The sequence below is a fragment of the Nocardia sp. NPDC057663 genome, from assembly GCF_042799895.1.
GTDB lineage: Bacteria > Actinomycetota > Actinomycetes > Mycobacteriales > Mycobacteriaceae > Nocardia.
In genome coordinates, this window is the sequence record NZ_JBHVHX010000001.1 from 576,629 (window position 1) to 588,477 (window position 11,849).

11 protein-coding genes are annotated in these 11,849 nt (G+C 69.2%); 2 read left to right on the top strand and 9 right to left on the bottom strand.

Annotated features, from left to right (window positions below; translation table 11 throughout):
• Nucleotides 1–457 precede the first annotated feature (457 nt).
• The 5 genes from ACFVAV_RS02530 to mftA form a co-directional block, all read right to left on the bottom strand.
• Nucleotides 458–1,828, bottom strand: a complete 1,371-nt coding sequence (locus ACFVAV_RS02530) for a GAF domain-containing protein (protein WP_379028732.1) — start codon at nt 1,826–1,828, stop codon at nt 458–460.
• A gap of 77 nt (nt 1,829–1,905) precedes the next feature.
• Nucleotides 1,906–3,333 carry a mycofactocin system GMC family oxidoreductase MftG gene (mftG, locus tag ACFVAV_RS02535; RefSeq protein WP_379028734.1) on the bottom strand — a complete coding sequence of 476 codons (1,428 nt, stop codon included), beginning with the start codon at nt 3,331–3,333 and terminating at the stop codon, nt 1,906–1,908.
• 10 nt (nt 3,334–3,343) lie between these two features.
• On the bottom strand, nt 3,344–4,741 hold the full coding sequence (mftF, locus tag ACFVAV_RS02540) for a mycofactocin biosynthesis glycosyltransferase MftF (RefSeq protein WP_379028736.1): 1,398 nt from the start codon (nt 4,739–4,741) through the stop codon (nt 3,344–3,346).
• 139 nt (nt 4,742–4,880) lie between these two features.
• Entirely contained in the window at nt 4,881–6,374 is a 1,494-nt protein-coding gene (mftC, locus tag ACFVAV_RS02545) for a mycofactocin radical SAM maturase (protein WP_379029925.1), read from the bottom strand.
• Nucleotides 6,375–6,376: 2 nt separating this feature from the next.
• Nucleotides 6,377–6,481 carry a mycofactocin precursor MftA gene (gene mftA, locus ACFVAV_RS02550; protein ID WP_379028738.1) on the bottom strand — a complete coding sequence of 35 codons (105 nt, stop codon included), beginning with the start codon at nt 6,479–6,481 and terminating at the stop codon, nt 6,377–6,379.
• Nucleotides 6,482–6,655: 174 nt separating this feature from the next.
• Here mftA and mftR2 point away from each other — a divergent pair, with 174 nt between their 5' ends.
• A complete protein-coding gene (mftR2, locus tag ACFVAV_RS02555) occupies nt 6,656–7,294 on the top strand; it encodes a mycofactocin system transcriptional regulator MftR2 (protein WP_379028740.1) in 639 nt (212 codons plus the stop codon).
• 37 nt (nt 7,295–7,331) lie between these two features.
• The gene (locus ACFVAV_RS02560; RefSeq protein ID WP_379028742.1) at nt 7,332–8,387 is read left to right on the top strand and encodes a 2Fe-2S iron-sulfur cluster-binding protein; all 1,056 of its coding nucleotides are present in this window, start codon (nt 7,332–7,334) and stop codon (nt 8,385–8,387) included.
• Between the two features lie 83 nt (nt 8,388–8,470).
• On the opposite strand, the gene ACFVAV_RS02565 is transcribed toward ACFVAV_RS02560, so the two are convergent.
• The 4 genes from ACFVAV_RS02565 to ACFVAV_RS02580 form a co-directional block, all read right to left on the bottom strand.
• Nucleotides 8,471–9,244 carry a DNA alkylation repair protein gene (locus ACFVAV_RS02565; RefSeq protein WP_379028744.1) on the bottom strand — a complete coding sequence of 258 codons (774 nt, stop codon included), beginning with the start codon at nt 9,242–9,244 and terminating at the stop codon, nt 8,471–8,473.
• 128 nt (nt 9,245–9,372) lie between these two features.
• The gene (locus ACFVAV_RS02570) at nt 9,373–10,137 is read right to left on the bottom strand and encodes a glutamate racemase (RefSeq protein ID WP_379028746.1); all 765 of its coding nucleotides are present in this window, start codon (nt 10,135–10,137) and stop codon (nt 9,373–9,375) included.
• A 65-nt stretch (nt 10,138–10,202) separates the two neighbouring features.
• A complete protein-coding gene (locus ACFVAV_RS02575) occupies nt 10,203–10,412 on the bottom strand; it encodes a hypothetical protein (protein ID WP_379028747.1) in 210 nt (69 codons plus the stop codon).
• Nucleotides 10,413–10,458: 46 nt separating this feature from the next.
• On the bottom strand, nt 10,459–11,658 hold the full coding sequence (locus ACFVAV_RS02580) for an NAD(P)/FAD-dependent oxidoreductase (protein ID WP_379028749.1): 1,200 nt from the start codon (nt 11,656–11,658) through the stop codon (nt 10,459–10,461).
• Between the last annotated feature and the right edge of the window lie 191 nt (nt 11,659–11,849).

An 11,849-nucleotide genomic window follows, 5' to 3' on the forward strand; every position in this document is an offset into this window, starting at 1 on the left:
TCGAATCGCGAAAAAACAGCAGACCGAACGTTTTTCGGGCAGCACGAAGACACCTCTGTACTCCGTGGACCGAGAAATTCGGTGTGAGCGCAGTGGGGCGCAACGCCGCACTCGCGCAGGATCCCCGACAGATCATGTGGACGAGATCGACGACCCGATGGGCCGTCGTCGCGACAGACGGTTCGTGTCCGCCGCGGGGTACCTAGCCGTTGACCGTTCCTCCAACATCGCGGCCGCGGCTCGAACCTCACGCCCCGGCGTTGTCACGTACATCACATGGAGCCTGTCCATGTGATGCAGACACTAGGCGCTCAGTTTATAAAAAGAAACTTTTTCCGGTAAAAAAACCGAACAAGCGTCCAGTTGATTCGGGGGGGTGCCCACGACCTGGGCATCAGTGTGTGCCACACCACATCGTCGATCGATGTGTGAGCTGCAACACTTTCAGAACCGGAGACTATGAGCCGAAACGTTGCATCTGCGTTGCATCGGCCCCGAGGCGCCGGTCGAGCACCCGGATCTTGGCCTCGATCTGCGCATACAGTGGCGAATCACGATCGACAGTGGCGCGGTACGCGGCCCATGCGGCGGCGTCGTCACGCCCTTCCGGGCCCGCTGTCCACCGGCGCAGCACGCCCGGATCGGCCGAAGCGAGCACGGCGGTGCGCAGACGCACCCGAAGCTCGTCACGGATGTCGCAAATGCCGGGAGCCGAGGATCGCGGGAGCACCGGACCGGCGTACAAGCGTAATGCGGATTCGATATCACCGGAGTCGAGCGCGGCCCGCAGCGCCTCCACATCGGTTGCGACATGCACTCGGAGACGGTAGGGACGCGATCCGACGACCGTCGCACCGACCACCGACCGCAATCGCGACATCGCCGCGCGGATCGTGCCGTTGTCCAGATCGGTGTCGTCGAGCAGCAGCGCCAGATGATCGGCGCCCAATCCTTCGGGGTGCTCGGTGAGCAGGAGCAGGATCTCGGCATGGCGTTGCGAGAGCGGCACCCGCTCTCCCGCCATGCTCAGCTGCGGCTGACCGAGGCCGAGCACATCGAGCCCGAGCCGCGCCGGTCCCGCGTCGGTGTCAGCGGTGCGTTGCGGCTCCGCCGTCGCGCCGCCGCGGCCCGCGCGCATGGCTCGCAAGACAAGATCCATCTCGGACGCCGTCGCCGCCGCCTTCACCAGAGCGAGGATCTCCGGCTTGGCCACCCGCATCCCGCCGGCAATCATCAGCACGCCGACCAACCGGCCGTCCGGCTCGTGCACAGGCGCCGCCGCACCGGTGATCTGGTGCATGCGATGGAGGAAATGTTCGGGTCCGTGGATCCACGTCGCGCGGCCCGAGCGCACGACGAGGCCGACCGCGTTCGTGCCGATCCGGCGCTCACTGAGATCGTCGCCCTCGCGCACGCCGATCTCGGCGGCGGCGGAGACCTGCTCCGGATGGCCGTGCACCGACAGCACTCGACCGAACTGGTCGGCGACCGTCACGATGAGTCCGGCGCGCGCCGCGTCCTGGACCAGCAGTTTGTCGATGAGTGGCATCAGTGCGGCGATGGGATGGGCATCCCGGTAACGCACCAGATCGGCACCACGAAGACCGCGACTGTCGAGGACGTCCGTCGGATCGATACCGCCACGCATACTGCGTAGCCAGGACTCGAGAACGAGCGGACGCAGCAGGCCGGCCAGCTGGGTCAGCTGTTCACCACCGGCACTGAGAAAACCATGGGCCTGTGCGGCATAGGCTTCCAGAGCACCGAGCTGTGCGCCCGTCTCCGCCGCCTGCCGTGGGGGCCGCCCACCTGCGAGATTGCTGACCATTTGCCTTTCTTTCCCGCTACAAACTGTACCGGTCAGTTATCGGCCGATTCGCCAGAAGCGTGGGTTTGTCCGGCAGGTCACATTGCGGTAGTAAATGTCACTTCATCACACGCATGTCGATCGGCTATCAGTGTCGCCAGCAGCACCACCGCGGCTTGCGGACCACGGTGCAGCGGCACCGGTACGACGGACAGATCGGCGATCGTGAGGCACTCGATGCCGTGTACCCGGCCGCACTCGTCGACGACGGCGCGCGGGTCACCGGGGGGCCCCATCCGGCAGGTACCCGAAAGATGCTGGGACGTCCCCAGATGCGCGCGCAGCCAGGCGTCGTCGACGGCCCGGGGCGGCAGGCCGAGCACTCGTGTCGCGACCTCGACCCCGGCCCGCAGCCGGTCCCGATCACGGGCGCTGCGCAGATAGCCCTGGTCGATGCGGGCCGGGACAGCCGGGTCGGCCGAGCCGAGCGTCAGTTCGCCGGTCGCCTCCGGATACATCAGCGCGACCCCGAGCCTGCGCAGGCCCGGCGTGAACATCGGGGTATACGGGCGCAGTTCGAGATCGTCGAGTTCCAGGACGTATTCGAGCGCGACCGTCGTCGACGCCGGCGTGGGTCCCGGGTATTCGATCCCGATCTCCGGATGATCGGTGCACCAGGCACCGACCGGTGCGGGCAGCACGATCGGGACACCGAGCGAGCGCAGCTGCGACTCGGGGCCGATCCCGGACCGGATCAGCAGCGCCGCCGATTCGATGGCGCCCGCGCACACGATCACCCGGTCGGCGAAGGCCGTCCCGCGTTCGCGACCGCGGACCCAGTCGACGCCGACGACTCGCGAACCGCGCAGCGCCAGTCGGGTCACGGTCGTCGCGCCGATGACGGTCAGGTTGGGCCTGGCGAGCGCGGGATAAAGATGAGTCAGTGCGGGTCCGGCGCGGCGGTCGCCCGCCAGCGCCAGCGGCACCCGGCCGCAGCCGTCGGCCGGACCGGTGCCGGGAAGCGCGTTGAGATCGGCGATTTCGGCGAATCCCGCCGCCGCGCACCGTTCCGCGAATTCCGCGCTGACCGGGGCGGGGTCGACGGTTCGCCGCACCGGGATCGGGCCCGCGTCGCCATGGCCGGGTTCGGCGCCGAAATCGCGATCGTTCTCCAGCTCGTGCAGGACGGGCAGCACCGCGTCGAACGACCACAGCGCGCTGTCGGCCGCCGCGCTCCACGCCGCGAAGTCGTCGGCGGTCGGGCGGACGAAGTAGCTGCCGTTGATCGCGCCCGACCCGCCGATCAACTTGCCCCGCACGATATTTCCCGGGTACCGCCACACCACGCCCGAGTCCGGGCCGACCGGAAGATGCCCCGGATCGAGCAGCGGGGCAGGCAGCTCGGCGGCCGACGCCCAGACCGGTCCCGCCTCCAGCACCAGGACCGTGTGCGCCGGGTCGGCGCTGAGCCGGGCCGCGACCACGCACCCGGCCGACCCGGCCCCGACGACGAGAGTGCTGGTCACGCCGCGAAACTCAGCGCGGCGGCACGCTCGGCTTGAGCGCCTCGAAGCTGCGCGCCCTGATGACGCCCAGCCACAGGCCGCTGCCGTAGGCCACATCGTCGAGACGCTTGTAGGCGACATAGCGCACCGGGTCGAGCCCACCGGAATCGCGATGGGTGAACCAGTCGGCCAGCCCGTCGGCGAGCGCCATGGTGATCGCGATCTTCCTGATCCGCCGCGAGGCGAGCACCGCGACCAGCGTCACCGGCCAGTAGTCCCGGCACATCGCCGAAGCCAGCCGCCACATTCCGGCGAAATAGCCGCGCGCGAGATACACCGCCGCGATGCGCGTCGGGTTGTCCAGTTCGGTGAAGACCCGCCGCAGCCGCACCAGCGCGGTGGCCAGCGTGACCAGCCCGCCGAGCAGGCCCCACTTGGACAACGTCGCGAACAGGATGCTCGCCAGCACGGTCCAGGTCGGCACCGACAGCGGCGAGACCATCCCCGCGTGCCGCTTACCCAGCGGTGCGGCGCCGGTGCCGTAGAACAGCCTTCGGCCGAACCAGGCGCGGAAGGCCACCCGGTGATCGTGGGCGACATGCGCGGCGGGTTCGTAGCGCAGCCGCCAGCCCGCCCGTTCCAGCCGCCAGCACAGGTCGACATCCTCGGCCACCTGCATCGACTCGTCGAAACCGCCCTCACCGAGCAGCGCCGCGCGCCGGGCCAGCAGCGCCGCGCTCGGCACATAGGACACGACACCGCGCGCGTGCACCGCGGACTCGCGCCTGCCCAGATCGAGCGAGGACCGGGTGTGCTCGTAGCGGGCCAGCGCGTTGGACTCCTTGTCCAGCGCGACGATGCGCGGCGCGACCAGCGCGACCTGCGGATCGCTGAAGTGCCCGAGCATCACCTCTAGCCAGCCGCTGCGCGGCACCACGTCGGAGTCCAGGAACGCGACGAAGCCCGTTGCCGCCGCCTGTAATCCGGCATTGCGCGCGGCCGCCGGACCGAGCGGGGTCTCGTGGCGCAGCACCGTCACCTGACCGCGGCCCTGCCGTGGCGGGATGCGCACGGGTTCGTCGGAGCCGTCGTCGACGACGATCACATTGTGCCCGCGCAGCGTGGCCAGCAGCCGCAGCAGGCCGTCGGCGTTGTTGTAGAGCGGGATGACGACGGTGACGTCGTCGAGTGAGGGCAGCAGCCGCGGGCGAGGGTTCGCCACACCGGAATCGAGCAGCCGGCGGGCGACGATCGCGGACTTGGTATCGGTCACCTCCAGGTACCCGTCGCCGATCAACTCGGCGGCCTCCGGGGCCAGTCGCATGATCCGCGCGGGCGATCCACCGATCAGGATCCGACCCCCGGAAAATGCGCGTACCCGTGGATCGATCCGTACCCCGAAGCCGTCGGGCAGACGATCATGGCGCATTCCTCGCATGCTATTCGCACTCGAGCTCGCAGACATCATCACCCCACAAAAAAGGAGGAAAGTCCACCAGAAATGCCGCCGTGACCGTTAGCCGGACGCGTCAACAAGATCGGCAGCGCACTTTCGGCAACCGACCCGTTTATCCGAGCGGACTCTCGTTGCACGCCTTGGCAGGAGCACGCTTCACGGTCAGCGGCAGCGACACCCGGCCTCGGGTACGGACCGGGCGCGAATGGTCGACCGCTGGTCTGGGAATCGTGCGTCCAGGCATCGACAGCGCCGCTTCGCCATAGCCCTGAACACATTCCGGGTCGGGACCGTTGGCGGGCAGGCCGGTGAAGAACTTGGCCGCCATGCAGCCGCCGCGGCACGCGTCGTAGTGCGAGCACTTGGTGCAGGCGCCGCCATCGACCGGCTCGCGCAGTTCGGCGAACAGCTCCGAGGTCGTCCACACCGCGTCGAAACCGCCGTCGGCGACGATGTTTCCGGCCTTGAACCGGTCGTGGATGGCGAACGGGCAGGCGTAGACGTCGCCCACCGGATCGACCAGGCACACCACCCGGCCCGCGCCGCACATGTTCAGGCCGGGCAGCGCGGAACCGAAGGCGGACAGGTGGAAGAAGGAGTCGCCGGTGAGCACGCCGTCGCCGTTGCGGACCAGCCAGTCGTAGAGCTCGCGCTGCTGCTCGGGCAGCGGGTGCAGCTCGTCCCAGACGTCGGCGCCGCGGCCCGACGGGCGCAGGCGCGTGAGTCGCAGGGTCGCGCCGTAACGGTCGGCGATGGCCTTGAATTCGTCGAGCTGGGAGATGTTGTGGCGGGTCGCGACGACCGAGAGCTTCGCGTCCTTGAAGCCCGCGTTCGCCAGGTTCTCCAGCGCGCGGATCGCGGTGTCGTAGGAGCCTGCGCCGCGCACCGCGTCGTTGACCGCGGCGTCGGCGCCGTCGAGGGAGATCTGCACGTCGACGTAGTCACTGGCGGCCAGCCGCGCGGCGACCTCCTCGGTGATGCGAACACCGTTGGTGGAGAACTTGACCCCCACATGGTGGGCGGTGGCGTAGTCGACCAGTTCCCAGAAGTCCGGGCGCACCGTCGGCTCGCCGCCGCCGATGTTGACGTAGAAGATCTGCATGCGCTCGAACTCGTCGATCAGCGCCTTGCACTGCTCGGTGCTCAGCTCGTTCGGATCGCGGCGGCCCGACGAGGACAGGCAGTGCACGCACGACAGGTTGCACGCGTAGGTGAGTTCCCAGGTGAGGCAGATCGGTGCGGCCAGGCCCGATTCGAAGCGGTCGATCAGCCTGCCGCCCTGCGTGGTGTCCGTGGAGGCAGGCATGCTCACCGGCGTCACCGGGGTGACCGGGCCCGGTGACGGCACGATCATGTCGGTGTCGGCCAGTTGCGCGAGCGCCTTGATGTGCACGTCGGACGCGCCGACGCCCTTGGCCCGCAGCGCCTCCCGCACCGAGGTATGGGCGGGCAGCGACTGCACCACGTCGACCAGGTCGCGGCTCTTGAGGAACGAGAGCTTGCGAGTGCCGAAGTGATACAGCAGCGCACCGAAGGATTCCGGCCGCAGCGAGACGCGTGGATGCAGCGCCCAGCGGGTGTCGAGATCGAGCACGCCTGCCTCCATGGTCAGTACACGCCGCACATGCCGTCGATGCTGACCTCTTCGATCAGCGTCTCGCTGACCAGGTCTTCGTCGGATTCGACGGTCGCAGGCGTTGCGTTCTCGGGCATGACTACCTCCATTGTGTTGCCGGTCACCGCCAACCTTAACGTCAGTCACTGCCATAAAGGGGCGGAATTCGAAAATCCCGATGGCCACGAGCGCCCTGGGGCACCCCTCTAGACTTCCGGGAGCAGGACGGGAGCGGGCCGATCGCCCGGTGGCAGTAGAGGTGAGGCGGAAGTTTGCGTAACCACGGAGGGGCAGGGAGCGGCGCGCATTCCACACTCTCGGAGTCCGAGATCGTCGAGGCCGCGCTACGAGTCGTGCGCGAGGACGGCGTGGAGAAGCTGTCGATGCGCAGACTCTCCCGCGAGCTCGGCGTCTCGCCGATGGCCCCGTACTACTACGTCGCGGACAAGCGGGAACTGCTCGATCTCGTGGCCAGCGCCGCGCTGCTCGGGGTGCGCAAGCCCACGCGCGAGTCGGGCCCGTGGCAGCAGCGCCTGCGCGATCTGATCGATCAGATAGACGATAAACTGCGCAGGCATCCCGGCCTGGGCGACATCCTGCTCGAGCAGATGCTCGGCAAGCAGCTCGACCTGATCGACGCGGTGATGGAGATCCTGTTCGACGCGGGCTTCAGCGACCGCAACGTGCTGGCCGCGTATGCGACCATCCACACCTACTTGTTCGGCCGCAGCCGGGTGAATCCGCGTGACCGCTCCGCCCCGGCGGACGTGCTGTTGCCCGAGGCGGTGGCACGAGCCACGAAGTACATGGCGGACCTGCGCGGCAAGTACTCCTACGACTTCGGGATGGAGGTGCTGGTCGCCGGTCTCGAGGCACAGCTTGCCCTGCAGGCGCGTCCCGACCTAGCATGAAACTGAAACACGTTCTAGTTTTGTTCGAGAGGACGACATGACCACAGTCGAGGTTCCGCACGGTTCGCGCTCGGTGGTGCTGCGGGTGGCCGCGGTGATCGCCGAAACGGCCGACACCAACTCCGTGGTCTTCGAGGTGCCCGCCGACCTCCGCGAACGCATGACCTACGCGCCGGGCCAGTTCCTGACCCTGCGCATCCCCAGTGACCAGACCGGCTCGGTCGCGCGCTGCTACTCGCTGGCCAGCTCGCCGTTCACCGACGATCTGCCCAAGGTGACGGTCAAGCGCACCGAGGGCGGGTACGGCTCGAACTGGCTGTGCGACCACATCTCCGCGGGCGACCAGCTCGAGGTGCTGCCGCCCTCGGGCGTCTTCACCCCCAAGAACCTCGACGAGGACCTGCTGCTGTTCGGCGCCGGCAGCGGCATCACCCCGGTGATGTCGATCCTGAAGTCGGCGCTGTCGCAGGGCACCGGCAAGGTGGTGCTGGTCTACGCCAACCGCGACGCGAACTCGGTGATCTTCGCCGACGAGCTGCGCGACCTCGTCGGCAAGCACCCGCAGCGACTCACCGTCATCCACTGGCTCGAACCGCTGCTCGGGCTGCCGACCGCCGACATGCTGTCGACGCTGGTAGCGCCCTACACCGCCTACGAGGCGTTCATGTGCGGGCCGAAGCCGTTCATGGACCTGGTGCACGACGCGCTGGCCTCGCTCGAGGTGCCACGCGCCCGGACCCACGCCGAGGTGTTCAACTCCCTCGCCGGTGACCCGTTCGCCGACCACGCCCCCCTCGAGGTCAGCGACGAAGAGGCCGCCGACGCGGCAACGGTCGAGGTGGAGCTCGACGGGCAGGTGCACGAGCTGTCCTGGCCACGCAAGCAGACCCTCGTCGACATCATGCTCGACAAGGGCCTGGACGTGCCCTACTCCTGCCAGGAGGGCGAGTGCGGGTCCTGCGCCTGCACCGTGCTCGAGGGCAAGGTGGAGATGGGGAACGCGGAGATCCTCGACCCCGAGGACATCGAGAACGGCTACATCCTGGGCTGCCAGGCGCGACCGGTGACCGACCACCTGAAGATCCAGTTCTGAGCCTGCGGCGCGCCGCCCGATGGGCACAGGCGCGCCGGCGGTCGTCGGTCTTTCGCGCAGGGCCGGAGCGAACGGAGGTACGCCTACCGCATCGCGCGGTAGGCGGCCCGCTGCTCCGGGGTCAGGTGCTCGACGGCATAGCTCAACGCGGTCCGGCCCATCCCGGCGGCGTTGGCGTCGAGGTAGCCGGTGAGCACCGTGGGGTCGACACGTTTGCCGACCTCGCGCAGCATCCAGCCGAGCGCCTTCTGGATGAGGTCGCGGCGGTCGTCCAGCAGGATGGTCGCCAGTTCCAGGGTGGTGCTCGGATCGCCCGCCTTGATGAAGGCGAAGGTGGACAGCAGCGCCACCCGCCGCTCCCACAGTGAATCCCGCTGCGCCAGTTCGAACAACAGGCCGCGGTCCTTGTCGAGCAGCCAGGGGCCGACGATGTTCTCGGCGGAAGCGTCGACCAGGTCCCAGTTGTTCACCCGGCCCCGGCGTACGGCGTCCAGGTAGAACTCGACCATCTCCGCGCGCGCCGCGTCGTCCCGGGAGCGCGGTTTCGATGCCCTCGCGAAACGGGCGTTCAGGATCAGCAGCGCGGCTAGGCGTTCCTCGTGGACTGGGCCGTCGAGCAGATCGCCGATCTGCTTCAGCGGGAGGGTGGCGAACAGTGTGGCGACCTTCCGGGTGGCGGGAACCCGGACACCGAGGAAAACGTCACCCTCGCCGTATTCGCCGACGCCCGTCTTGAAGAAACGTTGCAGGTGCAGGGCGTCGGCGGGATCGGCTTGCTCGGCGAGCGCCGCCCGCACCTGCGCGGCAGTGGGGAGCTCGGACACGGGTACCTCCGGCGTCGGGGAATTTCCTCGCATTCAACACCGGTGGGCCGACAGATTCACGCCGGCAACCGGCACACACGAGCACCTTCCGTCGACGACCGGTGCGAAACCGATCGGGTCGCCCGACGGCCCATCCATCGCCCGCCGGGCAGGCGACGTCGTCAGCCCGGGAGCGCGCCGACGACGCGGCCCGACTCGAAAGTGGCCGCACTGCTGGGCAATTCCCCCGGCCTGCCACTGGTGCGGACCGCGACGGTGCCGTTGCCTGTCGTCGGGCGGCCGAGTTCGTCCATCTTGCGAATGGTCTGCGCGGCGACCGCCTGGGCGCTGTCGAACAGGCGCACACCGTCCGGCAGCGCCGCGACGATGGCATCGATGACCAGCGGATAGTGCGTGCAGCCGAGGACCACGCCCTCGACGTCGGCGGGGGTGCGTGCGGCGGCATCGGTGATGGAATCGCGGATGGCGGGGAGGTCACCCCGGTCGATCGCGTCGGCCAGGCCGTGGCAGGCCACCCCGACGACCTTCGCGTCACCGGCGAACCGGGCGATCAGGTCGGCCTGGTAGCGGCTGGCGGTGGTCGCCGCGGTCGCCCATACCGCCACCGACCGGCACTGCGCCGCCGCCGGCTTGATCGCGGGCACGGTCCCGATCACCGGCACCGATTCCCCGACCGCGGCCCGCACCTGCTCCAGCGCCGTCACGCTCGCGGTATTGCACGGCAGCACGATCACTTCGGCCCCGAGCTCCAGCGCCTGGCGCGCCGCCCCCAGCACCCGCTCGACCACCCAGTCCTCCGGCTTGGGCCCCCAGGGCGCACCCTCGGGGTCGAGCAGCAGCAGCAGATCCACGTCGGGCCGCAACTTGCGCAACCACGCAGCCGTCGGCAGCAGGCCTAGGCCGGAATCGATAAGCGCGACGATCACGGGGTCCACCGTATTACAGGCACCCACATCGGCCCGTCACGACCGTGTCCCGCCGGTCGGGACAGCTAGACCAATTCGATCTCGTCGAACCCGACGGTCAGGTTGTGCCGCCGCTCCCGCAGGACGCCGCCTTCGCGGTGGGCAACCCCTTCGGCGAACTCCAGCCGCAGCGTCGCGCGCCGGACATCGACCTCACGGACGACGCCACAGATTCCGCCGAACGGCCCCGCCGGGAACTGGACGACATCACCGGGCGCGTAATCGGTAAACCCCACGCCGCCACAGTAATCCAGTTCCACAGCCACGGACAGAGCCTTCGGGTCAGCCCGCCGCCGCGAGGAGGTCGGCCACCGGGGTCTCGGTGGCCAGCTTGGCGCGCAGCTTCATCACCTGGCCGGTCAGGCCCGCCCCCAGGACGGCGGTGAGGATGCCGTCGCGGGAGTAGTAGGCGAGGAACTTGCGGCCGTCGTCGGTGACCACGATGACGTCGTCGGTGGGCGACGGGGTGCCGAGGGCCTGGATCTTGACGTCGTACTGGTCGCTCCAGAAGTACGGCACCCGGGCCGCGGTCGGGGCAGCCCCGCCGAGCAGCGCGGTGACCAGGAGTTTCGCCTGTTCGCCCGCGCTGGTCCAGTGCTCGACGCGCTTGCGGACGCCGGTGTCGTGCTGCCAGGCGGCGACATCGCCGACCGCCCAGACACTCTCGGCGGAGGTGCGGCCGACCTCGTCGGCGAGCACACCGCCCCCGGCGGCCCGCTCGGCGAGTTCGATGCCGGAATCGGCCAGCCAGTCGGTGACCGGAACCGAGCCGACACCGATCACGACCAGGTCGGCGTCGATCTCGGTGCCGTCGGTGAGCACCGCGCCGCGCACCCGGCCGGAATCGTCGGCGCGCAGCGTGTCGACGCCGACGCCGCAGCGCAGGTCGACGCCCTCCTCACGGTGCATGCGGGCGACCAGGCCACCGATCCGCTCGCCCAGCACCGAGGCGAGCGGGGTCGGCTGCGGCTCGACGAGGGTGACCTCGATGCCCGCCGCGCGGAAGCTGGCCGCCAGTTCGCAGCCGATGAAACCGGCGCCGATGATCAGCGCCCGGTTCGCGCCGTCCAGTTCGGTGCGCAGGGTCTCGGCGTCCTCATGGGCGCGCAGCACGTGCACGCCCGCCACCTCGGACAGTCCGGGCAGCCTGCGCGGGCGCAGACCCGTCGCGATGATCAGCTGCTCGTAGCCGAGGGTGGTGCCGTCGGCGAGGGTGATCGTGTGCGCGGCCGTGTCGACGCCGGTGACCGCAGTGCCGAGGCGCAGCTCGATGTCCTTCTCCGCGAAGAACTCCGGCGGGCGCAGGGTGGTGTCGTCGGTCTCGCCGCGAACGAACTGCTTCGACAGCGGCGGGCGGTCGTACGGCGGGCGCGTCTCGTCACCGAGCAGCAGCACACCGCCCTCGTATCCGGCCCGGCGCAGTTCCTCCGCCGTGCGCAGGCCGGCCAGACCCGCTCCGACGATCACGATGGGCGCGCTCATACCTGTGTCCTCTCGCCATGTGCGGCGCCCTACGTGCTCGCGCGAGCCATCGCCGCCGGGAGCTGACCGCCCATGTCCTTGTGTCGCGGGCCACTACGGCCCCCAGATGTTTGTACCAGTGCGGCCGGTCACCAGTGATACCCACGTCGCAACACAACCGTGCCGGTTCCGGTATCGACCGGGCGGTCAAT

Excerpts from the sequence above, each read along its gene's own strand:
- ACFVAV_RS02530 (WP_379028732.1), bottom strand. The coding sequence starts at position 1,828 with ATGGTCAGCAATCTCGCAGGTGGGCGGCCCCCACGGCAGGCGGCGGAG.
- mftF (WP_379028736.1), bottom strand. The coding sequence starts at position 4,741 with ATGCGCCATGATCGTCTGCCCGACGGCTTCGGGGTACGGATCGATCCA.
- mftC (WP_379029925.1), bottom strand. The coding sequence starts at position 6,374 with ATGGAGGCAGGCGTGCTCGATCTCGACACCCGCTGGGCGCTGCATCCA.
- mftA (WP_379028738.1), bottom strand. The coding sequence starts at position 6,481 with ATGCCCGAGAACGCAACGCCTGCGACCGTCGAATCCGACGAAGACCTG.
- ACFVAV_RS02560 (WP_379028742.1), top strand. The coding sequence starts at position 7,332 with ATGACCACAGTCGAGGTTCCGCACGGTTCGCGCTCGGTGGTGCTGCGG.
- ACFVAV_RS02565 (WP_379028744.1), bottom strand. The coding sequence starts at position 9,244 with ATGCGAGGAAATTCCCCGACGCCGGAGGTACCCGTGTCCGAGCTCCCC.
- ACFVAV_RS02580 (WP_379028749.1), bottom strand. The coding sequence starts at position 11,658 with ATGAGCGCGCCCATCGTGATCGTCGGAGCGGGTCTGGCCGGCCTGCGC.